This window comes from Tritonibacter mobilis F1926 (assembly GCF_000376545.2).
Classification (GTDB): domain Bacteria; phylum Pseudomonadota; class Alphaproteobacteria; order Rhodobacterales; family Rhodobacteraceae; genus Epibacterium; species Epibacterium mobile.
The window spans coordinates 2,606,361-2,629,304 of sequence record NZ_CP015230.1 but is presented as its reverse complement, the minus strand read 5'-3'; the positions used below and the strand labels follow the sequence as shown (position 1 = coordinate 2,629,304).

The 22,944-nt window shown below is 58.0% G+C and carries 29 protein-coding genes; 20 read left to right on the top strand and 9 right to left on the bottom strand.

All coding sequences use genetic code 11. The annotated features are described in order from the left end of the window. Positions 1-74 precede the first annotated feature (74 nt). Positions 75-1,049, bottom strand: a complete 975-nt coding sequence (locus K529_RS12420; protein ID WP_005615087.1) for a glutathione S-transferase family protein — start codon at positions 1,047-1,049, stop codon at positions 75-77. Between the two features lie 232 nt (positions 1,050-1,281). Between K529_RS12420 and K529_RS12415 the strand changes: the two genes are divergently transcribed. Next, positions 1,282-1,650, top strand: coding sequence for a hypothetical protein (locus K529_RS12415; protein ID WP_005615084.1), 369 nt, complete (start codon positions 1,282-1,284; stop codon positions 1,648-1,650). An 88-nt stretch (positions 1,651-1,738) separates the two neighbouring features. On the opposite strand, the gene K529_RS12410 is transcribed toward K529_RS12415, so the two are convergent. Beyond that, positions 1,739-2,911: a MalY/PatB family protein gene (locus K529_RS12410; protein ID WP_005615081.1), complete on the bottom strand. Its 1,173-nt coding sequence runs from the start codon at positions 2,909-2,911 to the stop codon at positions 1,739-1,741. 158 nt (positions 2,912-3,069) lie between these two features. On the opposite strand from K529_RS12410, the gene def (K529_RS12405) reads away from it, so the two are divergent. The 6 genes from def (K529_RS12405) (at position 3,070) to K529_RS12380 (ending at position 6,240) form a co-directional block, all read left to right on the top strand. Continuing rightward, a complete protein-coding gene (gene def / locus K529_RS12405) occupies positions 3,070-3,594 on the top strand; it encodes a peptide deformylase (RefSeq protein ID WP_005615078.1) in 525 nt (174 codons plus the stop codon). Next, positions 3,591-4,100, top strand: a complete 510-nt coding sequence (def, locus tag K529_RS12400; RefSeq protein WP_005615076.1) for a peptide deformylase — start codon at positions 3,591-3,593, stop codon at positions 4,098-4,100. Before def (K529_RS12405) ends, def (K529_RS12400) begins: the two co-directional genes overlap by 4 nt. Then, on the top strand, positions 4,097-4,594 hold the full coding sequence (gene def, locus K529_RS12395) for a peptide deformylase (protein WP_005615074.1): 498 nt from the start codon (positions 4,097-4,099) through the stop codon (positions 4,592-4,594). The genes def (K529_RS12400) and def (K529_RS12395) overlap by 4 nt, the downstream gene beginning before the upstream one ends. Before the next feature lie 159 nt (positions 4,595-4,753). Then, the gene (gene fmt, locus K529_RS12390) at positions 4,754-5,680 is read left to right on the top strand and encodes a methionyl-tRNA formyltransferase (RefSeq protein ID WP_005615071.1); all 927 of its coding nucleotides are present in this window, start codon (positions 4,754-4,756) and stop codon (positions 5,678-5,680) included. After that, positions 5,677-5,913, top strand: coding sequence for a hypothetical protein (locus tag K529_RS12385; RefSeq protein ID WP_005615068.1), 237 nt, complete (start codon positions 5,677-5,679; stop codon positions 5,911-5,913). Before fmt ends, K529_RS12385 begins: the two co-directional genes overlap by 4 nt. 90 nt (positions 5,914-6,003) lie before the next feature. Then, positions 6,004-6,240, top strand: a complete 237-nt coding sequence (locus K529_RS12380) for a GlsB/YeaQ/YmgE family stress response membrane protein (protein ID WP_005615065.1) — start codon at positions 6,004-6,006, stop codon at positions 6,238-6,240. Between the two features lie 149 nt (positions 6,241-6,389). Here the strand turns inward: K529_RS12380 and K529_RS12375 are convergent, their stop codons facing one another. The 7 genes from K529_RS12375 to K529_RS12345 form a co-directional block, all read right to left on the bottom strand. Continuing rightward, a complete protein-coding gene (locus K529_RS12375) occupies positions 6,390-7,013 on the bottom strand; it encodes a trimeric intracellular cation channel family protein (protein ID WP_005615062.1) in 624 nt (207 codons plus the stop codon). A gap of 130 nt (positions 7,014-7,143) precedes the next feature. After that, complete coding sequence (gene rnhA / locus K529_RS12370; RefSeq protein WP_005615057.1) at positions 7,144-7,629, bottom strand: ribonuclease HI; 486 nt, start codon at positions 7,627-7,629, stop codon at positions 7,144-7,146. Then, on the bottom strand, positions 7,622-8,221 hold the full coding sequence (locus tag K529_RS12365) for a class I SAM-dependent methyltransferase (protein WP_005615054.1): 600 nt from the start codon (positions 8,219-8,221) through the stop codon (positions 7,622-7,624). The genes rnhA and K529_RS12365 overlap by 8 nt, the downstream gene beginning before the upstream one ends. Next, complete coding sequence (locus K529_RS12360; protein ID WP_005615051.1) at positions 8,218-8,676, bottom strand: DUF3429 domain-containing protein; 459 nt, start codon at positions 8,674-8,676, stop codon at positions 8,218-8,220. Before K529_RS12360 ends, K529_RS12365 begins: the two co-directional genes overlap by 4 nt. Then, entirely contained in the window at positions 8,676-9,293 is a 618-nt protein-coding gene (locus tag K529_RS12355) for a LysE family translocator (RefSeq protein ID WP_005615048.1), read from the bottom strand. Before K529_RS12355 ends, K529_RS12360 begins: the two co-directional genes overlap by 1 nt. A gap of 148 nt (positions 9,294-9,441) precedes the next feature. Then, positions 9,442-10,392, bottom strand: coding sequence for a 4-hydroxy-3-methylbut-2-enyl diphosphate reductase (ispH, locus tag K529_RS12350; protein ID WP_005615046.1), 951 nt, complete (start codon positions 10,390-10,392; stop codon positions 9,442-9,444). 172 nt (positions 10,393-10,564) lie between these two features. Continuing rightward, on the bottom strand, positions 10,565-11,134 hold the full coding sequence (locus tag K529_RS12345; RefSeq protein WP_005615043.1) for a LabA-like NYN domain-containing protein: 570 nt from the start codon (positions 11,132-11,134) through the stop codon (positions 10,565-10,567). A gap of 117 nt (positions 11,135-11,251) precedes the next feature. Between K529_RS12345 and folK the strand changes: the two genes are divergently transcribed. The 13 genes from folK (at position 11,252) to K529_RS12280 (ending at position 22,891) form a co-directional block, all read left to right on the top strand. After that, positions 11,252-11,839, top strand: coding sequence for a 2-amino-4-hydroxy-6-hydroxymethyldihydropteridine diphosphokinase (gene folK, locus K529_RS12340; protein WP_005615040.1), 588 nt, complete (start codon positions 11,252-11,254; stop codon positions 11,837-11,839). 111 nt (positions 11,840-11,950) lie between these two features. Next, the gene (rpoZ, locus tag K529_RS12335; RefSeq protein ID WP_005615037.1) at positions 11,951-12,304 is read left to right on the top strand and encodes a DNA-directed RNA polymerase subunit omega; all 354 of its coding nucleotides are present in this window, start codon (positions 11,951-11,953) and stop codon (positions 12,302-12,304) included. 38 nt (positions 12,305-12,342) lie between these two features. Then, positions 12,343-14,475 carry a RelA/SpoT family protein gene (locus K529_RS12330; RefSeq protein WP_005615032.1) on the top strand — a complete coding sequence of 711 codons (2,133 nt, stop codon included), beginning with the start codon at positions 12,343-12,345 and terminating at the stop codon, positions 14,473-14,475. Between the two features lie 31 nt (positions 14,476-14,506). Then, positions 14,507-15,211 (top strand): DUF2062 domain-containing protein, encoded by a 705-nt coding sequence (locus K529_RS12325; protein WP_040641763.1) that lies wholly within the window; start codon positions 14,507-14,509, stop codon positions 15,209-15,211. A gap of 110 nt (positions 15,212-15,321) precedes the next feature. After that, positions 15,322-16,065: a pyridoxine 5'-phosphate synthase gene (locus K529_RS12320; RefSeq protein WP_005615026.1), complete on the top strand. Its 744-nt coding sequence runs from the start codon at positions 15,322-15,324 to the stop codon at positions 16,063-16,065. 11 nt (positions 16,066-16,076) lie between these two features. Further along, positions 16,077-16,502 (top strand): ABZJ_00895 family protein, encoded by a 426-nt coding sequence (locus tag K529_RS12315; RefSeq protein ID WP_005615024.1) that lies wholly within the window; start codon positions 16,077-16,079, stop codon positions 16,500-16,502. A 27-nt stretch (positions 16,503-16,529) separates the two neighbouring features. Then, on the top strand, positions 16,530-16,949 hold the full coding sequence (gene acpS / locus K529_RS12310) for a holo-ACP synthase (protein WP_005615021.1): 420 nt from the start codon (positions 16,530-16,532) through the stop codon (positions 16,947-16,949). A gap of 145 nt (positions 16,950-17,094) precedes the next feature. Then, the gene (gene lepB, locus K529_RS12305; protein WP_005615019.1) at positions 17,095-17,931 is read left to right on the top strand and encodes a signal peptidase I; all 837 of its coding nucleotides are present in this window, start codon (positions 17,095-17,097) and stop codon (positions 17,929-17,931) included. A 190-nt stretch (positions 17,932-18,121) separates the two neighbouring features. Continuing rightward, entirely contained in the window at positions 18,122-18,808 is a 687-nt protein-coding gene (gene rnc / locus K529_RS12300) for a ribonuclease III (RefSeq protein WP_005615016.1), read from the top strand. After that, entirely contained in the window at positions 18,805-19,710 is a 906-nt protein-coding gene (era, locus tag K529_RS12295) for a GTPase Era (protein WP_005615014.1), read from the top strand. The genes rnc and era overlap by 4 nt, the downstream gene beginning before the upstream one ends. Before the next feature lie 79 nt (positions 19,711-19,789). Beyond that, positions 19,790-20,119: a DUF1491 family protein gene (locus K529_RS12290; RefSeq protein ID WP_005615011.1), complete on the top strand. Its 330-nt coding sequence runs from the start codon at positions 19,790-19,792 to the stop codon at positions 20,117-20,119. Positions 20,120-20,122: 3 nt separating this feature from the next. Continuing rightward, positions 20,123-20,848, top strand: a complete 726-nt coding sequence (recO, locus tag K529_RS12285) for a DNA repair protein RecO (RefSeq protein WP_005615008.1) — start codon at positions 20,123-20,125, stop codon at positions 20,846-20,848. Between the two features lie 159 nt (positions 20,849-21,007). Continuing rightward, positions 21,008-22,891 carry a PhoX family protein gene (locus K529_RS12280; RefSeq protein WP_005615005.1) on the top strand — a complete coding sequence of 628 codons (1,884 nt, stop codon included), beginning with the start codon at positions 21,008-21,010 and terminating at the stop codon, positions 22,889-22,891. The last annotated feature ends 53 nt before the right edge of the window (positions 22,892-22,944 follow it).

The window sequence follows — 22,944 nt, the reverse complement described above, 5'->3', positions numbered from 1 at the left end:
CTAGGCACGATATGCCCCTGCAATGGCCATAAAGCAAGCGCAGCAACCCGTAGCCCGCCTCACGAGCGCGGGACTTACGCGCGCCCGTGCGGTGCCTGCCAGTCCAGTACCGGATTGATCGGCAAGATCCGGTTGGGGTTTATGGTGTCGTGACTGTAGTGATAGTGGCGCACGATATGTGGCATGACTACCGTCTCTGCCACGCCGCTCATTTGGTAGAGTTCACGTGTGTAGCCCCAGAGGTTGGGGTAATCGATAATGCGACGTCGATTGCATTTGAAATGCAGGTGATAGACCGGATCAAATCGCACCAATGTGGTGAACAGGCGCCAGTCGGCTTCTGTGAGTTTGTCGCCCATCAGGTAGCGGTGTTGGCTCAGGATATCTTCCAGCCAGTCGAGGCTCTCGAACAGCGGCACAACGGCGGCGTCATATGCCTCTTGCGAGGTCGCAAAACCTGACTTGTAAACGCCGTTGTTCACCGTGTCGTAGACACGTTTGTTCACGGCCTCAATGGGTTCGCGCAGCTCCTCGGGCCAGAAATCAAGGGTGTTTCCCGTGATGTCGTCAAAGGCAGAGTTCAGCATGCGGATGATTTCCGCGCTCTCATTAGAGACGATGGTGTTTTCTTGCTTGTCCCACAGAACAGGGACCGTCACCCGGCCTGAGTACTTTGGATCCGCCTTGGTGTAGATCTGATGCATATAGTCAAAACCAAAGAGCGTATCGCCAGTTGCGCCATCCTCGTCGGTTTTAAACTCCCACCCTTTGTCGAGCATATCCGGGTGAACGACCGAAACGCTGATGTGGTCTTCCAGACCCTTGAGCTTGCGGAAAATCAAGGTGCGATGGGCCCATGGGCATGCATACGACACGTAGAGATGGTAGCGCCCGCTTTCAGCCTTAAATCCCTGTTGTCCGTCCGGGCCGGGGCGGCCATCCGCCGTCAGCCAGTTGCGGAACTGCGATTCCGAACGCTTGAACGCGCCGCCGTTTGATTTCGTGTCGTACCAGACATCTTGCCATTCGCCGTCTACCAGCAGTCCCATAATCGGTCCTTCCTTGTTCTCTTGTAGCTAAGGATAGGGTCGGGAAGGGGATGCGGCCACCTGTGCCACTGCGCAGGGTCCCTGCATGCGCGCACAGGTAAGTGGTATGCGGCAGGCGAAGCCTCATCACCACAATTACCCTTCCTGAAGGAAATTCACCGTTTCTTCACTTGATTTTAGCCAATTTGACGTCACCCTAAGACTCGGTCTGCTAAAGCCGGAGGTTGAGACCATGACCACATATGTTCCCAAATCTGTTCAGGACGCCCTTGATAAGGCGCGTATTGAGGGCATGAAGAAAAAGAACCGCCTGCGGGTGCATGTGGGCGATGAAATCTACCCGGTATTGCGCCTGTGGGATAGCGGATTTTCTGTCGAAGAGGAAACCGTGCCGCAACTACGTGGCCTCGTGGACCTCTATGATGGCGCGCGTCATCTGTCACAGTGTCTCATCGTCGCCTCCGAGGCAGAAGCGGGTGAGATGTGCTACGACTTCAAACGCGCCACGGCTGCTGCGGAGACTGCGCCGCTTGATTTCTATCGCGCGCCAGATGCGCCAGTCGGCCTCTTGGGGCATGAGCAACATCTGGGCGAGGGCTGACGACGCCCCCTAGGCCGCGATGGGCTGAGATTTGACAAACCTCTGTCGCCAGTGATGATCCCGGCGACAGAGACTTTACAAACTCGCGTTACTGCAAATCAGCGAACGCTTTTGATAGCCGCTCGCAGGCTTCTTCGACCCGCGCGCGCTGCGTGCCGAGGTTGAAGCGCAGGAAACTCTCGCCGCCGGTGCCAAAGGTCGTGCCATGGTTGGCGGCGATCTTTGCGCCCTGCTCGACGCGATGGGTAAATTCTTCGCGCTCCATGCCAGTGCCAGAAAAATCAACCCAAGCCAGATAAGTGGATTGCAATTCCATCGACTGCAGGCCCGGAATGGCGTTCACTGCCTCATCAAACAGTTTCTTGTTGCCCTCGAGGTAGGGAACCAGTTCCTCCACATAAGCGACGCCATCGGGAGAATAGGCGGCGATCGTCGCAAACTCTCCGGCCGTATTGCCTTGCAGGTAGATTGCCATCATGCGGTGGCGGAACTGTTCACGCAGTGTTTCATCGGGGATGATCACTTGCCCGGTGTGAAGGCCTGCAAAGTTAAAGGTTTTCGACGGTGCCGTCAGCATGATCAAACGCTTGCTGACCTCAGGCACAGCGACGGCCATCGGGATATGCTTGCGCCCGCCAAAGACCAGATCATGGTGGATTTCATCAGAGATCAGCATCAGGTCATGACGCTTACAGAAATCGGCGACCTGCTGCAGTTCGTCTTGGGTCCAGACGCGACCGCCGGGGTTATGCGGCGAGCAGAGGATGACCATCTTCTCCTTACCGGTCATCTGCGCGTCATAGGCTGCAAAATCCATCTTGTAGGCGCCATCTTCCTGCACCATCTGGCACTCCACCACCTCACGCCCGGCAAGGCGGATCACCTTGGCAAAGGCATGATAGACCGGAGTAAACAGCACAATGCCATCGCCGGGCTGGGTGAAGGTATCAAGGCACATGCCGACGCCGTTCACCAGACCGGTTGTGGTAAAGATCGCATCCGCGTCGACGCTCCAGCCGTGGCGGTTTTCCATCCACCATTGAATGGCGCTCTTGTATTGGGATTCGCAATTCACATAGCCGTAGACACCATGATCAGCCATCTCGCGCATCTTGGCTAAGACCGCATCCGGCACGGCAAAATCCGTATCGGCGACCCACATGGCCAAGCCATCCTCAGGGGTGACGCCATAGAGCGGTTCCATCATATCCCATTTGGCGCAATGGGTGCCGCGTCGGTCGATGATCTTGTCGAAATCCATTAATCTGTCTCCGTGGTGTTTGTTGCAAACGCTAGGGGATTGCGCGCGCGCTGCAAAGCCTTGCCAATGTGCTGGTACAAACACGCCCTGCGGCGCGTAGGCGTCTAACGATGATGAGACATTGCGGCCTTGCGGGGATTGGCCTAAAGCCTTTGCCCATGAAACGCTCCATTCTGATCCACCCCGACCCGCGTCTGAAGAAGATCGCCGCCGATGTGCCGGACCTCTCTGATGAGTTGCGCGCGCTTGCCGATGACATGCTTGAAACCATGTATGCCGCGCCCGGCATCGGCCTTGCTGCGCCACAGATCGGTATTCTGGATCGCCTGATCGTACTGGATTGCGTGAAGGAAGGCGAAGGTGAGGCGCGCCCGCTGGTGATGTTCAACCCCCGCGTCATTGCCACCTCGGATGAGACGAACGTCTATGAGGAAGGCTGCCTCTCCATTCCCGAACAATATGCCGAGGTGACCCGGCCCAAAGTGGTGGATGTCGAGTGGTTGGACCGTGATGGCAACCTCCAGACCGAGACGTTTGATGGGCTCTGGGCCACATGTGTCCAGCATGAGATCGACCACCTCGATGGAAAGCTTTTCATCGACTATCTGAAGCCGCTGAAGCGCCAGATGATCACGCGCAAGATGCAAAAGCTCAAGCGCGAACGCGCACGCGGCAACGTATGAGCCTCTTACCCATCGTCAAATGGCCCGATCCGCGCCTGTCGGCGGTCTGCGCTCCGGTAGCAGAGGGCGAAGACCTCTCAGGCCTGATCGCGAATATGCTGGAAACCATGTATGACGCGCCGGGACGAGGCTTGGCCGCGCCGCAGGTGGGTGTTCTAAAACGGCTATTTGTGATGGACGTCGATTGGAAAGATGGGGTGCGAAATCCCATTGTGATGGTAAATCCCGACATCCTGTGGCGCGCGACTGAGACCGCCGAGGGCGAAGAGGGTTGCCTGTCTATTCCCGGCGTCACCACACCAGTCACTCGCCCAACAGAGATCCGAGTGCGCTGGTATGATGCCGAAAACGCAGTGAACGAACAGTGTTTTGACGGGTTCGCGGCTCGTTGCATTCAACATGAATACGACCATCTCGACGGGCGCGTAACATTCGATCACTTGTCGCCAGAGATGCGCCGCACGGCTCATCAGCACTATCTTTCCCAAAAGGAGGCCAATGCATGACCACCCGAACCTGTCTGCCATGGCCCGACAAACGCCTGCGCTCTGCAGCGACTGAGGTCAGCGAGATCACCGATGAGATCCGTGCGATCTGGGATGATATGATTGACACGATGGAGGCAATGCCGGGTGTGGGTCTGGCGGCCCCTCAGATTGGGGTCATGCTGCGTCTAGCAGTGGTGGATGGCTCGACCGAGCGTGGCCGCGCTGTGCGTCTCGCCAACCCCGAAATTCTGCACGCCTCAATTGAGCTGCGTGAACACGAAGAAGCCAGCCCGAACCTCCCAGGTGTCTCAGCAAAAATCAAACGCCCCCGCGCGGTCACAGTGCGGTTCCTCAATGAGGATGGCGTGATCGACCGACGTGATTTTGTCGGTATTGAGGCCACGTCAGTGCAGCATCAGATCGATCACCTGAACGGAAAGATGTACTTTGACAATCTCTCCAAGGTGAAGCGCGACATGCTGATTAAGAAAGCGCGCAAATTCGCGCGCTGAGCGGTTTCATCTTTTCCCAAATACCTCCGCCGGAGGCACTGGCCTGACCCAGAGGGGCAGGCTTGACCCGTCGCGCGTCAGCGCGTCTGCTCTGGCCCTGACTGTCATCCTGCGCTAAGCCTTCGTGCACAGACGGTTGCGGCAAGAAGGGGCTGGAATATGCGGGTTATCTTTATGGGAACACCGGAGTTTTCTGTCCCGGTACTGGATGCCTTGGTGCAGGCGGGACACGAGATTGCTGCCGTATATTGCCAGCCCCCCCGTCCAGCCGGGCGCGGCAAGAAAGACCGTCCGACACCCGTTCATGCAAGGGCCGAGGCACTGGGGCTTGAGGTGCGCCATCCGGTGTCGCTGAAAACCGCAGAAGCGCAGTCGGAGTTCACTGCGCTTGAGGCCGATATCGCTGTGGTGGTGGCCTATGGGTTGATCCTGCCACAAGCAATTCTGGATGCGCCGAACAACGGCTGCCTCAACATTCACGCAAGCCTTTTGCCGCGCTGGCGGGGGGCGGCTCCGATCCACCGGGCGATCATGGCGGGAGATGCAGAAACCGGTGTTTGCATCATGCAAATGGAAGCGGGGCTGGACACTGGTCCGGTGCTTTTGCGCAAGAAAACGGCCATTGGAGCCGAGGAAATCACATCTGAACTGCAAGATCGCCTCTCGATGATGGGCGCGACACTCATTATCGAGGCGCTTGAAACCCTGCCGAATCTCAGGCCCGAGCCGCAGCCCGATGCAGGCGTCACCTATGCCAGCAAGATCGACAAAGCTGAGGCGCAGATCGATTGGTCGCAGCCCGCTGAGGATGTGGACCGCAAGATCCGTGGCTTGTCTCCCTTTCCCGGGGCCTGGTGTGAAGTGCAGGGGCAGCGGATCAAGGTGCTTGCATCGCGACTGGCTGAGGGTAAGGGGCTGGCAGGAACGGTGTTGGATGAAAATCTGACGGTGGCCTGCGGCAAGAGTGCGGTGGAGTTATTGCGCCTGCAACGCGCAGGCAAAGGCGCGCAGGATCGGGAGACTTTCTTGCGCGGGTTCCAGATGCCTAAAGGTATGCAGCTGTCGGCAGCGGAGGACACGCAATGATGCTGGCCCTTTTTGGCACCGTGGTGATTGCGGGTATTGTCGGTTACGCGTCCGAACGCAGTGGCTTTACGCAAAATGGTGTGGTGCAATCCATTATTATCTGTGTTGGCGGAGCGTTCCTGTTTTTCTTTTTGCGGCTGATGTTTGGGATCGGCTTCAACGCTCCGGGCTGGAATGCTGTGGCGTCATCAATTGGAGCCCTTATCATCGTGCCGTTTCATTGGCGCCGCTAAAGTCACCCCGTGGTGCAGGCGCGGTTGTGATCGGGGCCTGAGTGAATGTGAAAACGAATGGCTCTGAGGTGAGCCGGAAAGTGAGACAGAATGCCAGTTGTTTTCCTGATCATTGTCGGCGCTGCAGCCGGATTCATCGCAACGCGCATCATGCGAATTGAGACGGACGTGATCACGACCATTGTGATTGGCATCGCTGGCGCTTTGATTGGCGGGCTGGTGTTGCGCACTCTGCTGGCGGTCATGGGGATGTTCGCAGGGCTTGTGGGAGCCATACTGGGAGCCGTGGTGCTGATCCTGCTGTGGCAGAAAATTCAAAATAAATAGCTATGTGTTGAGGTGTTTCGCTTCGGGCTTTGCCCAAAGCGACCAGCCCGGCAGCGCGCCCATAGGGCGCGCTGCCGGGCGTGACATAGGCTGGTGTCTGAAGATCAAGAAGACGAGCGCTTGTTTTGCGGGCGGTCGCAGCTATTGAGTTATTGCCGGGGTGGGCGGGGTTTATAGACGGGCAAGTGCCAGCCAAATGCCAGCGATCCCGCTCGCGTAACCCAAGTGACACCAGCGCAGGCCAACAATGCGGTGGCCGCAGGAAGGTTCAGCCACACCAATGCGACGGCAGTGATCGCGCCGGCCATTGCACAGGAAATGTATAGCTCTCCCTGTTTCAAAACCAATGGCACCTCATTGCAGACAACGTCTCGCATCAAGCCACCAAGACTGCCGGTCGCCATGCCCATCAGCACAACAATCACGGGGCCGTGCCCCAGCTCCAGCGCGGCACCCGTCCCGGCAGGAACCGCAATGGCAAGCGCGAAGGTATCGAGCCAGATCACCCAGCGCAGGCGGCTTTCGACGAGGTGAGCCGTAAAAAACACCAAAATGGCCACACCGGAGGCAAGGAGGATCGGCATTGGGTCGCCAACCCAGAACACAGGATGCCGGTCGAGCAGCACATCCCGCACAGTGCCGCCGCCAACCGCTGTCAGACAGGCGATGAACGCAAAACCTACAATGTCCAATTGCGCGCGGCTGGCGACCATCGCACCCGATGCCGCAAATACGATGGCTGCGGCGTAGTCCAGAAGGGTCAGAATGGTCATGCTGGAACCTCTGCGTCGAGTACGATCCTACCCGCAGTCAGATGCTGCCCCCCGTTTGCATGCGCAAAGGCCGGCCATTCTTCGCGATGAAGCACGACCGAACAGGCATTGCGCGGGAGTGATGCCATGTTTAGCCCGCAGAAGCCTTGCCAGAGGGTTTGCCAGAAGATTTGAAAGGGGCCATGCCTGCGCGTGCCAACTCATCCGCACGTTCGTTTTCAGGGTGGCCTGCGTGCCCTTTGACCCATTCCCATGTGACATCATGGCGGGCCTGCGCCGCATCGAGTCGCTGCCATAGCTCTACGTTTTTCACAGGCTTTTTGGCAGCGGTTTTCCAGCCGTTCTTTTTCCAGCCGAAGATCCAACCGGTGACCCCATTTTTCACATAGGCCGAGTCGGTGACGACGGTGATTTTTGAAGGCCGCGCAAGACTTTCGAGCGCGTGGATCGCAGCCAGAAGTTCCATCCGGTTGTTGGTGGTCTCTTGTTCGCCACCTTTGAGTTCGCGTTCCTTCACGACGGTCTCGCCGTCCATGGCACGTAAGAGGGCACCCCAGCCACCGGGGCCGGGATTTCCGGAGCAAGCTCCGTCGGTATAGGCAAATAAATCAGGCATGTGCGGTCAGTACGATAAAGGTCTCTTCTGCGCCAGCTAATCCTTTGCCATTGCCGCGTCTTGCGCCAAGGGGGGTGAAGCCAGCCTCGGATAGAAGAGTGCGCAGTTCGTCTTCGCTGTAGTAGGCATAGAAACGGCCCAGCTCGTCACGCCCTTCCGCTGTGCCAAGCTTCATGCCCAGTGCCAACATGCCGCGTGGTCTGAGCGCGTTGTGCAGGCGCAACAGGTGGCCTGGGAACTCTGAGCGTGGAGCATGCAGCAGGCTGAAGAATGCCCAGATCCCATCATAGCTTGCCTCAGACGTGATGTCCTCGAACCGGCCAACGGTTACTTCGAGGTCATAGGCGTCTCGTGCATATGTGGCCATTTCGGGCGATGCGTCCATCGCAGAGACAGTGTAGCCGTCATCGCGAAACCGCGCGGCCCAATGCCCCGGCCCGCAGCCCAGATCCAGCACGGAGCCGCCAGACGGGAGCCCTGCGGTAAAGGCCTCGTAATCGGGTTCGTGAAAGGTATCTTTGGAGCGGGCAAAACCCTTGGCGTAACCCGCTGCGGCCTTGGCGTAGACGGCCATGGTTTCTTTGTCGCTCATAAAAACACCCCGACGCTGAGGCACAGGACAACAACACCGGTGAGTAACAGGCGTAGCTTGACCCACCACGAGGGCGTGAGTCGCCACAGGCTAAACATCATATCGAGCAGCAATAGGCCTAAGAATCCCCAGATGAGGTTCATGCCAGCGCTGACAGGCCCGCCCCCCGTCATGAAAAACGCCCAGAGGGCCGGGATCACCGAGAGGGCGTAGCAGGCCGCTGATTGTAGTCGACCTGAGGCGCGGGTGGCATAGCCCCAGAGGACGCCAGACATGAAGCTGAGGATCACCGAGCCGTAAAAAAGCTGCACATAGGGGCCAACGAAACGCGGACCTAGATTGTTGATCCCCCATCCCTGCAGGGAAGGCAGCAATAGCGTCAGCGCGCCCCACACGAAAGGTATGAGTCCCGCAAGCCCCAGTGCGAGCGGGGCCGTCGGGATGCCACGCAGCATCAGGCGCGCTCCATCGCGAGGCGTAGAGCGAGTGCCGCAAAGATCGCCGCAAAGCTGCGGTTGAGCCATTTTACAACCGCTTCTGAACCGAGGATCAGGCTGCGTGCCTGGGCGGCAAAGAGGCCGTACAGCGCAAAGACGGCAAAGGTCATACCCATGAAGATCGTGCCGAGGATCATCATTTCCTGTGTCGCCGTGGCGGCGCTGCCGGATAGGAATGGCGGCATCAGGGCGAGAAAGAAAATCGAGAGTTTCGGGTTCAAAATGTTAATCAGCGCCCCACGTTTGGCGATGGTAATACCCGGCTGCGGGTCTGGTTTTGCCGCCGAAACAGAGAGTGCGCCGTCTGATTTCAGCATCTGCCACGCGAGATAAAGCAGATATAGAACGCCTGCGATTTTTACGCCTTGGAACAGCAGTGCCGAGGAATGCAGGACCGCTGCGAGACCGAGCGTTGCGGCAATCAGGTGCGGCAGAATTCCGATAGTGCAGCCCAAAGCCGCCCAGATTGCGGCACGCCGACCGCGCCCAAGGCCAAGCGCGAGTGTATAGATCACACCGGTTCCCGGCGCGAGGACGACGACAAATGCGGTGAGGAGAAATTGCAGAGAGATCAAAGCACCTGTTCCTTATAACTCAATAGACGACACCCAAGCGGCGCACGAACCAAGGTAGCTGCGCTTTGTGAAGTTGCAAGCGAAGTTCAGTACCTTGAGGGGGCCTGTTTTGGCGAGACGCGTCGCTACGGGTTTTGTTTCGTCGGTGTCAGGCCGTGCGCAGGACGCGGGGTACTTTAAATTCAACGCGTTCCACTGCGGTTTCGACCAGTTCCACGGTCACATCATAGCGCTCGCGAAAGGCGTCGATCACTTCGTTCACCAAGAGTTCTGGAGCTGACGCGCCGGCGGTAATAGCGATGGAGCGAATGCCTTCGAGCGCACGCCAGTCAATGTTCTCAGCGCGTTGAACCAGTTGCGCATAGCTGCAACCGTTTTTGGCACCGACCTCAACCAAGCGACGGGAGTTCGAAGAATTTGGCGCCCCCACCACAAGGAGCGCGTCAGATTTGGGCGCAACCTCTTTGACGGCTTCCTGACGGTTGGTGGTCGCGTAGCAGATGTCTTCTTTGTGCGGGCCGATAATCGCAGGGAAGCGCGTTTGCAGCGCGGCTACGATGTCTTTGGTGTCGTCGACAGAGAGCGTGGTTTGGGTCACGAATGCGAGGCGCTCAGGATCGCGCACGTCAACATGTGCCACATCCTCGACGGTCTCGACCAAGAGGACTTCTCCTTCCGGCAGCTGACCCATGGTGCCAATGGTCTCCGGGTGACCCTTGTGGCCGATCATGATCATCTGCAGGCCAGCCTCGGCGTGGCGCTGGGCCTCGATATGTACCTTCGAGACCAGCGGGCAGGTGGCGTCGACAAACACCATCTCGCGCGCCTGCGCGGCGGCGGGGACGGATTTCGGCACACCATGCGCAGAGAAAATAACCGGGCGATCATCGGGGCATTCTTCGAGTTCTTCGACGAAGACCGCCCCCTTGTCGCGCAGACCATCGACCACGAATTTATTGTGCACGATTTCATGGCGCACATAGACCGGCGCGCCCCATTTCTCTAGCGCCATTTCCACGATTTTAATCGCGCGATCCACCCCGGCGCAAAAACCGCGCGGGGCTGCAAGGTAGAGCATGAGAGGAGGTTTGGCGGTCATTGGCGCGGGTCTCCGCAGGTCTGAAAGGAGGACATTGGCCAAGAGGTAAGGCTTGCACCGCCCGAGGTCCAGAGCTGGGCAAGTCCAGCGCGCAAAAGAAAACACCCGACGATGTGATTGCGCCGGGTGTATATCTGAGCTTGAAGGCCGGTAAGCGACGACAGCGGGTGCTTTAGTCTTCGACTGTTGCGGCGCGCGGTTCGCTGGGGATGTCGCGCGGAGGACGGCCAATCACATCGCGCAACTCTTCGAGTTCGATGAAATTGTCGGCCTGACGGCGCAATTCGTCCGAGATCATCGGCGGCTGGCTGCGAATCGTGGAGACGACCGAAACGCGGACGCCCTGACGTTGCAGGCTGGCGATCAGAGGGCGGAAGTCTCCGTCACCCGAAAACAGCACGATATGATCAACGCGTGGCGCAAGTTCCATGGCATCGACAGTCAGTTCGATATCCATGTTGCCCTTCACCTTACGGCGGCCCATGCTGTCAGTGTATTCCTTGGCGGGTTTGGTCACCATGGAGAAACCATTGTAGTGCAACCAATCCACCAAAGGCCGAATGGGAGAATATTCGTCGTTTTCCAGCAGCGCAGTATAATAGAAAGCCCGTACAAGTTTGCCGCGACGCATGAATTCTTGGCGCAGAAGCTTGTAATCGATGTCAAATCCCAATGCCTTTGCCGAGGCATACAAATTCGAGCCATCTATGAACAGCGCGAGCCGTTCGTCTTTGTAAAACATTAAATGTGTCCTTCTGGTGTCGCGGGCCAAAGTTCCGTGAGTGAGTTAAATAAATCTCCGGCTCCGCGGGTGGACTTAATTTAGGTTATTTGGCACTCCCCGCAAGAGTTAGGTCTTATGGAATTGGGGTCAATAATGGCCGAAAACCGGTCAAACTATCTTGTCGCTTTGGGGAGCAACCTCGAAGATGAGGGTACTACACCGCTCGAAATTCTGCAAACCTGCCTTGCAGAGTTTCACGCAGAGGGCCTTGATCTTTCGGCTGTTTCACGCTTCTTCGCGACACCTTGCTTCCCTGCGGGAGCAGGGCCTGACTATGTGAATGCGGCAGTGATGCTGGAAGGTAACTTTCCAGCAGCGGAAACGTTGCGTCGCCTTCACAAAATCGAAACTAAATTCCATCGCACCCGAACGCAGCGCTGGGGAATGCGAACACTGGATCTGGATCTTCTTGCGGTGGGTCGAGAAATTATCCCAAACATTCAGTTATTTAGATATTGGCGTGACCTGCCATCGGCGGAGCAACGTGTCAGCGCCCCGGATCAACTGATTCTTCCGCACCCGAGATTACAGGATCGCGCATTTGTGCTCGTTCCACTTGCGGACATTGCCGGTGATTGGGCCCATCCGGACTTGGGAAGGTCTGTGCGCCAGATGCTATTGTCGTGCCCTGCGAATGATGTTGAGCAGGTGAGACCCCTATAACGACGGCTTTTGCAGCATTCGTGCAATTGTGAACGCCTCCGCCTTGTCAAGCCCCGTGATTCATCATAGAAGCACGTCTTCTGGACCCAGAACTGTATTGGAGAGTCGCCCATGGCCCGCGTGACGGTCGAAGACTGCGTTGACAAGGTTCCCAACCGATTTGAGCTGGTGATGCTGGCCGCACATCGTGCGCGTGAGATCTCCGCCGGTGCTGAACTCACTGTGGACCGCGACAACGACAAGAACCCGGTCGTCTCCCTGCGCGAGATTGCCGAGGAAACTCAAAGCGCCGACGCCCTGCGTGAGCGCCTGATCGAGAGCAACCAGTCTCAGATCGAGGTCGACGAGCCGGAAGAAGATTCCATGGCTCTGCTCATGGGTGGCGAAGCGGACAAACCTCAGGAAGACGACATGAGCGAAGAAAAGCTCCTGCGCGCCCTGATGGAGGCTCAGGGTCAAGGCTGATCCGGGCTGTTTGACATGAGAGAGGTTGCGGACCGGCGATGACTTCTGCTGACGACCTGATTTCCCTGGTCCGCGACTATAACCCGAAGACGAATGAACAGCGCCTGCGTGATGCCTTTGCTTTTGGCGAGGAGATGCACGAAGGGCAGTTCCGTCATTCGGGTGAACCCTATTTTACGCATCCCGTAGCGGTGGCCGCGATCCTGACGGAGCAGCGGCTGGACGATGCCACGATTATCACCGCGCTCCTTCACGACACCATCGAAGACACGAAGGCCAATTTTGAGGAGGTCTCTTCCCGCTTTGGCGAGGAAGTTGCGATGCTGGTCGATGGGGTCACCAAGCTGACCAACCTGCAGCTTTCGTCGCGCGAAACCAAGCAGGCGGAAAACTTCCGCAAGCTGTTTATGGCAATGTCCAAGGACCTTCGGGTCATTTTGGTCAAGCTTGCTGACCGGCTTCATAATATGCGGACCATCCGCGCCATGCGCCCTGAAAAACAGGCTCAAAAGGCGCGGGAGACCATGGACATCTATGCGCCGCTCGCGGGGCGGATGGGGATGCAATGGATGCGCGAGGAGCTGGAAGACCTCGCGTTTAAGGTGCTGAACCCTGAAGGGCGCCAGTCGATCATCCGCCGTTTTGTCACCCTGCAACGGGAAACCGGCGATGTGATCCACCGGATCACCGGCGACATGCGGCTGGAGCTGGAAAAGGCGGGCATTGAGGCCGAAGTCTTTGGTCGCGCGAAGAAACCCTATTCGATCTGGCGTAAGATGCAGGAGAAGGATCAAGGCTTTTCCCGCCTCTCCGACATTTATGGGTTCCGCGTCATCACCCGCTCCGAGGAAGACTGCTACCGCACCCTTGGCACTATCCACCAGCGTTGGCGCGCGGTGCCGGGGCGGTTCAAGGATTATATCAGCCAGCCAAAATCCAACGGCTATCGCTCGATCCACACCACGGTTTCGGGGCGCGATGGCAAGCGGGTCGAGGTACAGATTCGCACCCGCCAGATGCATGACGTGGCCGAGTCGGGCGTGGCGGCGCATTGGTCCTATCGCGACGGCGTGCGTACCGAAAACCCCTTTGCTGTTGACCCGGCCAAGTGGATTGCCTCGCTGACGGAACAGTTTGATGGCGAGGACGATCACGACGAATTTCTCGAAGCGGTCAAGCTGGAGATGTATTCGGATCAGGTGTTCTGCTTCACTCCCAAAGGGGACGTGATCAAGCTGCCCAAGGGCGCGACACCGATTGATTTTGCGTATGCGATCCACACCCGTATCGGTCATGCCTGCGTCGGCGCAAAGGTTGATGGCATCCGTGTGCCGCTCTGGACCCGTCTCAGAAATGGCCAGTCGGTGGAGGTGATCACCGCCGAGGGGCAAACTCCGCAAGTCAGCTGGTTGGAAATCGCCACCACGGGAAAGGCGCGTACAGCCATCCGCCGGGCCTTGCGCGAAGCAGACCGCGAGAGATTTGTGAAGCTCGGTCACGAGCTTGCTCGGTCTGCCTTTGAGCATGTGAACAAGAAGGCCACCGACAAGGCATTGGAAACCGCAGCGCGCGCCTTGCGGGTCAGTGATGTCACCGAGCTGCTCGCACGTCTGGGTGCTGCAGTGATTACAGCGCATGATGTAGTGCAGGCAGTTTATCCTGAACTGACCGACAAAGAAGGCGACGAGGTCTCGCCGCGCCGCGCGGTGATCGGTCTGGAGCCCGGCCAAAAATTCGAACGCGCCTCCTGTTGTGAGCCGCTTCCGGGTGAGCGGATCATCGGCATCACCTCACGCGGGCAGGGGGTTGTGGTACACTCTGCTGATTGCGACCGTCTGGGTGAGTTTGAAGATCAAATGGATCGTTGGGTGGATGTGCATTGGCATTCCGGCACCCATCCGGCCGTCTATGGTGTCACGCTGGAGTTGACCATTGGCAACGATGCGGGCGTTCTGGGGCGGATCTGTACATTGATTGGTGAAAAAAAGGCCAATATTTCCAACCTTGAATTCAAGGATCGGAAACCTGACTTTTACCGCTTGATGATCAATGTGGAATTGCGTGATGTGGAACAGCTGCATTCGCTGATACTTATGTTGGAAGCTGAAAGCGACGTCGCCGCGGTCGCGCGCCACCGGGAAACGCCTGGAACGCAACTCCGTACGATCTAGCCTCTTCAGTACGAAGAATAGGGACGATCTTTTGGTATTCAGGCGCCGAGACAGACGCCCGCCGCATAGGGCGGTTGCGGAGTTTCTCTGGCCTCGTGGAGGTTGGGGAAGGGCGTTTTTGTATGTCAAACATCGGGTGCGCCGTCTGCCGGACAACCCGGAGCGCATCGCGCGTGGCATCTGGGCCGGTCTCTTCACCACCTTTACCCCGTTTTATGGTCTGCACTTTCTTGTTGCCGCAAGCATTGCGCGGATCATGAACGGCAATATCCTTGCGGCGCTTTCTGCGACCTTTTTTGGAAACCCGCTGACTTATGTGCCAATCGGTGTGATTTCTTTGCAGACAGGGCACTGGTTGCTGGGCAGTCAGCCGGTGGCGGAGGTTGACGCGACATTGGCGGACAAGTTCCTCGCGGCAGGATGGGACCTTTGGTACAACATCTACGCCTATGCGACTGGGACACCCGTTGATTGGTCGGGGCTGAAGATCTTTTATGACGAGGTGTTCTACCCCTATATGATTGGCGGCATCATCCCGGGTCTCATTGTCGCAACTGTCGGCTATATGCTTTCTGTTCCATTGATCCGCACCTATCAGCAGCGGCGTCGCCGCAAGATCAAGGCGAAGTTCGAAGCGATCAAGAAGCGTGCAGAACTTGAACCAGTCAACAGCCCGCATGCGCCGAGCGGAACCACCCCGCCGAGCCGCTCGCCCAAGATTGGCCGCACAGACTAAACGCGCTTGGCGGCGGGAGAATTGTATCACTCTGGCTCTTGTGCCTTGCCTCTTTGGCCTTGCCCGCTAGGCTCTGCCGCAAAAGACATCCCTGACAAAGAGACGTTCTCATGTCCAAAAAATCCCTGCGCCTTGGCGTCAATATCGACCATGTGGCCACAGTGCGAAATGCCCGTGGTGGGGCCTATCCAGACCCGATCCGTGCGGCGAAACTGGCAGAAGAGGCAGGTGCCGACGGCATCACCGCTCACCTGCGCGAAGACCGCCGCCACATCACAGATGCGGACATTGACGGGCTGATGGAGGCGCTGTCGGTGCCGCTGAATTTTGAGATGGCCGCAACCGATGAGATGCAAAAGATAGCGCTTCGGCATAAGCCGCATGCGGTCTGTATCGTGCCAGAAAAGCGCGAAGAGCGCACCACGGAGGGCGGTCTTGAAGTGGCCCGTGAAGAAAATCGTCTGGCCCATTTTATCGCGCCATTGCGTGATGCGGGGTGTCGTGTGTCGATTTTTATCGCCGCAGACCAAAAGCAGATCGAAGCGGCGCATCGCATCGGTGCCGAAGTCATCGAACTTCACACAGGGGCCTATTGCGACCACCACGCTGAAGGCAACTTTGCCGCGCGGGACAAGGAACTGGGCGCGCTGCGGGACATGGCATCATTTGCGCATTCACTCGGGCTAGAAGTACATGCAGGGCATGGGCTTACCTATGAAACAGTCGCGCCCGTTGCGGCTTTTCCGGAGGTGATGGAGCTAAACATCGGTCATTTTCTGATTGGCGAGGCCATTTTTCGCGGTCTCACCCCGGCAGTGCAGGAAATGCGCCGCCTGATGGATGAAGCACGCTGAGGAGACAGCACATGAAGCTCGGGCGCTTTGCCGTAATTTATCTCGCCATCATGGTCGCGTTGATGGTTCTGATCCTGTTGGTTCAGGCGATTTTCCGGTTCGACGTCTCCAACGCAGGCATGGCGATTATCCCTGCGATGGGGGCTGCGATGGCAGAGGGACAGGCCTTTGCCAAGGCAGAGGATCGCGCGCCTGAGACCTCTGAAATGTGGGCGTTTGCGCGGCGTGCCGGGCTGGTTGTTCTTGGTCTGACGCTTTTATCGACCGCGGCGTTCAGCATCGCGGTTCCAGAGATCAAATTTGTGCTCAGCCAGCCCGGAGGCGCATTGGTACTTCTGGCCGCGATCCTGTTCCAGACCTTGATTTCATTCGTGCTGGTGCGGTTCTTCTTGGCGACAGGTGCGAAATCCATACTGCGTGCTCAGAAGCGTGGCTGAGTATCAAGAACCAGCTGAGAGGCCCAAGTGATCCTAGGAATCGGCACTGATCTGGCGAACATAGAGCGCATTCAAGGTGTGCTTGATCGTTTTGGTGACCGGTTTCGAAACAGGGTTTTCACTGAGGTGGAGCAGGCGAAGTCTGAACGTCGCCTTGATGTAGCAGGCACCTATGCCAAGCGCTGGGCTGCAAAAGAAGCCTGCTCCAAGGCGCTCGGGACAGGGCTACGCATGGGGATCGCATGGAAGGATATGTCCGTGTCCAATCTGCGCAGCGGCCAGCCGGTCATGCATGTGACGGGTTGGGCGAAGGAGCGGCTCGACCAGATGACCCCGACTGGGCATCAGGCTGTGATCCATGTGACACTCACCGATGATCACCCCTGGGCACATGCGATGGTCTTGATCGAGGCGCTGCCAGTGTCCCGGCCCGGTCCGGAGACCTAGATCACTTGTTTGGTGCGCATCGAAAGTGCGGCAGAGTTGCTCACTTCTGCGCCACATCCCATATGTCTTGCCTCCACCGCTTGACTTGCGCCGGACAGCCCCGCATGTACGCGCCTGACCCGTCCACAAATGACCGGAGAGCCTGATGGCGTCGAAAACCACGACCGGGAACTCAATCGTCGAGACGATCAAGACAATCGTCTACGCACTTTTGATTGCCGGTGTCTTCCGCACCCTGTTTTTTCAACCCTTCTGGATTCCTTCCGGCTCGATGAAAGAGACGTTGCTGATCGGCGATTTCCTCTTCGTCAATAAGATGGCCTATGGCTATTCCTATGCGTCCTGTCCAACCATCCGCATTGGTGCTGTTGGCCTCAATATCGATGCTAAAGACATCTGTGGCTTTATCGATGGTGACAACACGCGCATCCTCGGCAGTGAGCCAGAGCGCGGCGATGTGGTGGTTTTCCGCCATCCGGTGAATGGCACGGACTACATCAAGCGTCTTGTGGGTCTGCCCGGCGATAAGCTGCAGATGAAGGATGGCGTTCTCTACATCAACGGCACCGCGGTGGGGCTGATGGATGATGGCGAGTTTGAAGAAGAGATGGAACGTCAGGGGCCGCAGGGCAACTTCCCGCGTTGTGAAAACGACCCTGTCGGGCAGGGCGGGATCTGTAAGAAATCCCGCCAGATTGAAACCTTGCCGGGTGGAACCTCTCACGCTGTCATCAATATCGGCAACCAGTCGAGCGATCATACCAAGGTCTATCATGTCCCCGAGGGTCATTTCTTCTTTATGGGCGATAACCGTGACAACTCCACCGACAGCCGCGTGCCACAGGCCGTGGGCGGCGTGGGATATGTACCGTTTGAAAACCTGATCGGGCGCGCAGATCGCATCATGTTCTCGTCTGCCGGCCGCTCCATGCTGTTCTTCTGGACATGGCGCAGTGATCGGTTCTTTAAGGGCATCACATAATTAGCGGCGCTTTGTGACGTTGAAAAAGGCCGTTGGCAGTCCCTGCCTGCGGCCTTTTTACTGTAGTGGGCGAGGCGAGGTGCTATCTTAGCGCATGCGACACGCAGAGTGCTTTCCTCTGGCGCGTTGCTGGGATAAGGAACGAACCCACCGGGGCCTAAACGCCCCAATGATGCTCAAAGGACCACATGTGAAGCTATCTCGGGATATCCTCGCCTTTCAGGCAAGGCTGGGGCATGAATTTTCCAGCCCGGAGCTGTTGATCCGTGCGCTGACTCATCCTTCGGTTTCCTCGCCAAACCGTCAGGACAATCAGCGGCTGGAATTTCTCGGCGACCGCGTGCTGGGGCTGGTGATGGCGACGGCGCTCCTTGAGCATGACAAACACGCCACAGAGGGCCAATTGGCACCGCGGTTCAATGCGTTGGTGCGCAAGGAAGCCTGCGCGGATGTCGCGCGCCAGATTGATCTTGGTGCGGTGCTGAAACTTGGCCGATCTGAAATGCTATCCGGTGGGCGGCGCAAGCAGGCGCTTTTGGGCGATGCTATGGAAGCCGTGATTGCCGCCGTCTACAAGGACGCAGGTTTTGAGGCTGCCCAGACCGTGATCCTACGCCTGTGGGGCAAGCGTGTTGGCACGGTTGAAGATGATGCCCGTGACCCCAAAACAGCCCTGCAGGAATTTGTGCAGGCGCGCCGTCAACCGCCACCCGCATATGTATTGATCGCCCGTACAGGCCCCGATCACGAACCCGTCTTTACCATCGCTGCCCGTCTTGAAGATGGAACCGAAGAACAGGCCACCGCAGGTTCAAAACGCCTTGCAGAACAGGCCGCCGCTAAGGCCCTTTTGGCCAAACTGGAGCAAGAGACATGACCACACGCGCAGGCTTTATCGCCCTCATCGGCGAGCCAAACGCCGGGAAATCCACGCTTCTTAATCGCATGGTGGGGGCAAAAGTCTCCATCGTGACCCACAAGGTGCAAACCACCCGCGCGCGCATTCGTGGCGTGGCGATGGAAGGCGAGAGCCAGCTTGTATTCGTCGACACCCCCGGCCTGTTCCAGCCGCGCCGCCGCTTGGATCGCGCTATGGTTGCGGCCGCATGGGGCGGTGCTGCAGATGCGGATGTGATCGTTCTGCTCATTGAGGCGCATCGCGGCATCACAGAAGGCGTAGAACGGATCATTGAAAACCTTGGCGAAGTTGCTCAGGGCCGCCGCGTCGCACTGGCGATCAACAAGATCGACAAGGTGCAATCCGATGTACTGCTCGGTCTGACCAAGGATCTGAACGACCGTTTCTCCTTCGCTGAGACCTTTATGATTTCCGCAGAAAAAGGCTATGGCACCGACGATCTGCGCAGGTGGCTCGCGGCCGAGGTGCCCGAAAGCCCGTGGCTCTACCCGGAGGATCAGATCGCGGATCTTCCACTCCGGATGATTGCCGCCGAGATGACGCGCGAGAAACTCACCCTGCGCCTGCACCAGGAACTGCCTTACCAGCTCACAGTCGAGACTGAGAAATGGGAAGAGCGTAAGGACGGCTCTGCGCGCATTGATCAGGTGGTCTATGTGGTTCGCGATGGCCACAAGGGCATCGTGCTGGGTAAGCGCGGCGAGACAATCAAAGCCGTGGGACAAGCGGCCCGCGCAGAACTTGAGGAATTCCTGGATCGCAAAATCCACCTGTTCCTACAGGTCAAGGTCCGGCCGAACTGGCTAGAGGAATCCGAACGCTACTCGGAAATGGGGCTCGATTTTAAGGACGGGAACTAAACGCCCACTCCTTCATCTTTTTACAATTACCTCCGCCGGAGGCACATTAAGGGTGTCGCGCAGGTCGCAAGGAGCACTTATGTCCCGTCTCACTGCCCGGTTTTGGGTCGACGCCTATCTGGCCCGCTTGCGTTTTCAGGATATCCCCGCCTTTGTCACCGCACATGGCGATGACACCGCCGGCGCGGTGCTGGTGAAGCTCAATACGCTGGACGGTGAGGCCCGCGCGTATCACCGAAGTTTTGATCTGATGACAGGAGATCGCAAATGGGTCGAGCTGGTCGCAGGTTCGGACGAAGATGTGGAGGCATCAATCGCCAAGCAACGCCAGTTTGACAGTGATCTCTGGGTGATTGAGGTAGAAGATCGGCAGGGCAGACATCTGCTGGATGAGCCGGGGCTGGACTAGGAAATGGACTGGCGTGATCAGGGCATCTTGCTGACGGTACGTCGCCACGGCGAATCTTCGGCCCTGATCGAAGTATTCACTCAAGCACATGGTCGGCACGCGGGCCTCGTGCGCGGTGGTGCCAGTCGCAAGATGGCACCACATTTACAGCCGGGGGCGCAATTGGATCTGACGTGGTCCGCCCGTCTCGAAGATCACTTGGGCACCTACAAGGCGGAACCGCTGCGCAGCCGTGCTGCTTTGGCGCTGTCGGGACGACTGGCGTTGTCAGGGTTGAATGCGGTCTGCGCGCTATTGGCTTTTGCGCTGCCGGATCGCGAAGCATATCCAGAGCTTTATCATCGCAGCGAAGCTTTGCTGGACCTGCTCGACAACGAAGATCTCTGGCCGCTGGGGTATCTGCGCTGGGAACTCTCGCTGCTTGAGGATCTTGGCTACGGCCTAGATCTGTCTTGCTGCGCGGTGACCGGTGCCACTGAGGGGCTCATGTATGTTTCACCCAAAACGGGCCGCGCGGTCTCTGAGGCGGGCGCGGGGGAATGGGCTGACCGCTTGTTGCCTCTGCCACCGGTGATGCGAGGCAAGGGCGATGGCGAGGACATAGAAATCCTGACTGCGCTGAGAACCACCGGGTTTTTCCTCGAATCAAAGCTGGCACCAGCTTTGGGCAATCGGCCTGTTCCCGAGGCGCGCGGGCGTTTTCTGGATGCGCTGTCGCGTCGCCTGTAGGCGCGTTCGGCGAAATATCGCATTCATCTGTGGCAGTCACTGCCTGAGCGGGGCGGCGTCACACGCATGATACATCGCCCGGAGAAGAAGGCTGTCGCGGTTGGGCCCACGCATTTCGGGTCGCATCCCAGCCTTTATGACAGCTAGGAGCACAGTAAAATGGTTGAAAAGAGCCTTATCGATCTCTCATGGGACGACTTTGATGAACATCGCGATCCCCGCCCAAATGAGAATCAGTTTGATGCCGTGGTCGAGCGCGCCGTCTCTCGCCGGGGCTTTCTCGGCGGTGCGCTGGCTTTTGGCTCTGGTGCGGCGGTCTTTGGCACTGGCTTGATGTCCTCCACCACGGCGTCGCGCGCGGAAGGGCACGCAAGATTTGCATTCAAGCCCATCGATATTGCCACCGATCACGCGGTTCATGTCCCGGAGGGCTACAACTCACAGGTATTGGTGCGCTGGGGGGATGCGCTTTGGTCCGAGGCCGAAGGAGCCTATTCTCCCGAAACCGGTGTGTCGGCAGAGACGTCCGACAAGGTCTTTGGCGAGAACACGGACGGTATGGAGCTCTTTGAGGTCGAGGGCCGCGAGATCATTGCTGTGAACTCGGAATATGTGAACCCGAAGATCAACTTGCCTGCAGCCTCTGAGGGCGTGCCGCAATCTTCCGAGGAGGTGACGCTGCTGAAGAACCTTCAGGGCGTCACTGTCATGGAAGTCGCGCGGGGCGACAACGGCTATCAGGTGGTCAAAGACAGCCCCTATAATCGCCGGATCACCCATGAGACGGAAATGGTTCTGGCGGGTCCGCTGGCCGGTCATCCACTGGTTCAAACCAACGCCGACCCAGAGGGACGCCGCGTGAAGGGCACCATGAACAACTGTGGAGCGGGGAAGACCCTTTGGGGCACCTATCTGACCTGCGAAGAGAACTTTAACGGTTACTTCGGTGCCACCGGTGCAATGCCCGAAGGCGAAGGTTACATTCGCTATGGTGTCGGCGGCGAAGGTCGCTATGCCTATGAAAAGTTCGACGAGCGGTATGATCTGTCGAAAGAACCCAACGAGCCACACCGCCATGGGTTTGTGACCGAGATTAATCCGGCGGATGCATCGTCGACACCGGTGAAACGCACAGCACTCGGCCGTTTCAAACACGAAAACGCCGAGATGGTGAAGGCCTCTGATGGCCGGATCGTCGTCTACCTGGGCGATGATGAGCGCGGTGAATATCTATATAAATACGTCTCGACCAACACTTGGGCCGAAGGTGAGCCAACCGAGGGTCTGTTGGATGATGGCCAGCTCTATGTGGCAAAGTTCAACGACGACCAGACCGGTGAATGGCTGGCATTGACGCCAGAGACGACCGGCATGGAGCAGGCAGAGATCCTCTGTTTCACGCGCATGGCGGCCTCTGCTGTTGGTGGAACCACCATGGACCGTCCGGAATGGGTGGCCTGCAACCCGCTCAAGGCGGAGGGCTATTGCGCGCTGACCAACAACAAGAACCGTGGCGTGAAGCCCAATGCGGGTGGGGATGATACCTCTGTCAACGGGCCAAACCCCCGCGAGACCAACAATTTCGGGCAGATCGTGCGCTGGGCACCGGCCGAAGAGAATCACGCCGCAGAGGTCTTTACTTGGGATCTCTATGTGATGGCGGGCAATCCGAAGGTCTACAACAATGCCTACGCCGGGTCTGCCAACATCAACGAAGGCAATATGTTCAACTCGCCCGATGGCATGGTCTTTTCTTCCGACGGTATGCTTTGGATTCAGACCGATGGTGACGACGACAACGAAGGCGAATTCGAGGGACAGGGGAACAACCAGATGCTGGTTGGCGACCCAGAATCCGGCGAGATTGCCCGATTTATGACGGTGCCGAACGGTGCTGAGGTCACTGGCTTGTGCTGGTCGCTGGACAAAAAAGTGGCCTTTGTCGGCGTGCAGCACCCAGGCGGCGCATGGCCGGATGGCGCGGGCAAGCCGCGCTCTTCTATCGTTGCCGTCTGGCGCGAGGACGGTGCGCTGATCGGCTAAGGCGCGTACCACCCCTTGGGATTGGCCCTCATCGCGGGGCCAATCTCGGGGTG

Coding starts and splice junctions, on each gene's coding strand:
- K529_RS12420 (WP_005615087.1), bottom strand. CDS start 1,049: ATGGGACTGCTGGTAGACGGCGAATGGCAAGATGTCTGGTACGACACG.
- K529_RS12415 (WP_005615084.1), top strand. CDS start 1,282: ATGACCACATATGTTCCCAAATCTGTTCAGGACGCCCTTGATAAGGCG.
- K529_RS12410 (WP_005615081.1), bottom strand. CDS start 2,911: ATGGATTTCGACAAGATCATCGACCGACGCGGCACCCATTGCGCCAAA.
- def (WP_005615078.1), top strand. CDS start 3,070: ATGAAACGCTCCATTCTGATCCACCCCGACCCGCGTCTGAAGAAGATC.
- def (WP_005615076.1), top strand. CDS start 3,591: ATGAGCCTCTTACCCATCGTCAAATGGCCCGATCCGCGCCTGTCGGCG.
- def (WP_005615074.1), top strand. CDS start 4,097: ATGACCACCCGAACCTGTCTGCCATGGCCCGACAAACGCCTGCGCTCT.
- fmt (WP_005615071.1), top strand. CDS start 4,754: ATGCGGGTTATCTTTATGGGAACACCGGAGTTTTCTGTCCCGGTACTG.
- K529_RS12385 (WP_005615068.1), top strand. CDS start 5,677: ATGATGCTGGCCCTTTTTGGCACCGTGGTGATTGCGGGTATTGTCGGT.
- K529_RS12380 (WP_005615065.1), top strand. CDS start 6,004: ATGCCAGTTGTTTTCCTGATCATTGTCGGCGCTGCAGCCGGATTCATC.
- K529_RS12375 (WP_005615062.1), bottom strand. CDS start 7,013: ATGACCATTCTGACCCTTCTGGACTACGCCGCAGCCATCGTATTTGCG.
- rnhA (WP_005615057.1), bottom strand. CDS start 7,629: ATGCCTGATTTATTTGCCTATACCGACGGAGCTTGCTCCGGAAATCCC.
- K529_RS12365 (WP_005615054.1), bottom strand. CDS start 8,221: ATGAGCGACAAAGAAACCATGGCCGTCTACGCCAAGGCCGCAGCGGGT.
- K529_RS12360 (WP_005615051.1), bottom strand. CDS start 8,676: ATGCTGCGTGGCATCCCGACGGCCCCGCTCGCACTGGGGCTTGCGGGA.
- ispH (WP_005615046.1), bottom strand. CDS start 10,392: ATGACCGCCAAACCTCCTCTCATGCTCTACCTTGCAGCCCCGCGCGGT.
- K529_RS12345 (WP_005615043.1), bottom strand. CDS start 11,134: ATGTTTTACAAAGACGAACGGCTCGCGCTGTTCATAGATGGCTCGAAT.
- folK (WP_005615040.1), top strand. CDS start 11,252: ATGGAATTGGGGTCAATAATGGCCGAAAACCGGTCAAACTATCTTGTC.
- rpoZ (WP_005615037.1), top strand. CDS start 11,951: ATGGCCCGCGTGACGGTCGAAGACTGCGTTGACAAGGTTCCCAACCGA.
- K529_RS12330 (WP_005615032.1), top strand. CDS start 12,343: ATGACTTCTGCTGACGACCTGATTTCCCTGGTCCGCGACTATAACCCG.
- K529_RS12320 (WP_005615026.1), top strand. CDS start 15,322: ATGTCCAAAAAATCCCTGCGCCTTGGCGTCAATATCGACCATGTGGCC.
- K529_RS12315 (WP_005615024.1), top strand. CDS start 16,077: ATGAAGCTCGGGCGCTTTGCCGTAATTTATCTCGCCATCATGGTCGCG.
- lepB (WP_005615019.1), top strand. CDS start 17,095: ATGGCGTCGAAAACCACGACCGGGAACTCAATCGTCGAGACGATCAAG.
- era (WP_005615014.1), top strand. CDS start 18,805: ATGACCACACGCGCAGGCTTTATCGCCCTCATCGGCGAGCCAAACGCC.
- K529_RS12290 (WP_005615011.1), top strand. CDS start 19,790: ATGTCCCGTCTCACTGCCCGGTTTTGGGTCGACGCCTATCTGGCCCGC.
- recO (WP_005615008.1), top strand. CDS start 20,123: ATGGACTGGCGTGATCAGGGCATCTTGCTGACGGTACGTCGCCACGGC.
- K529_RS12280 (WP_005615005.1), top strand. CDS start 21,008: ATGGTTGAAAAGAGCCTTATCGATCTCTCATGGGACGACTTTGATGAA.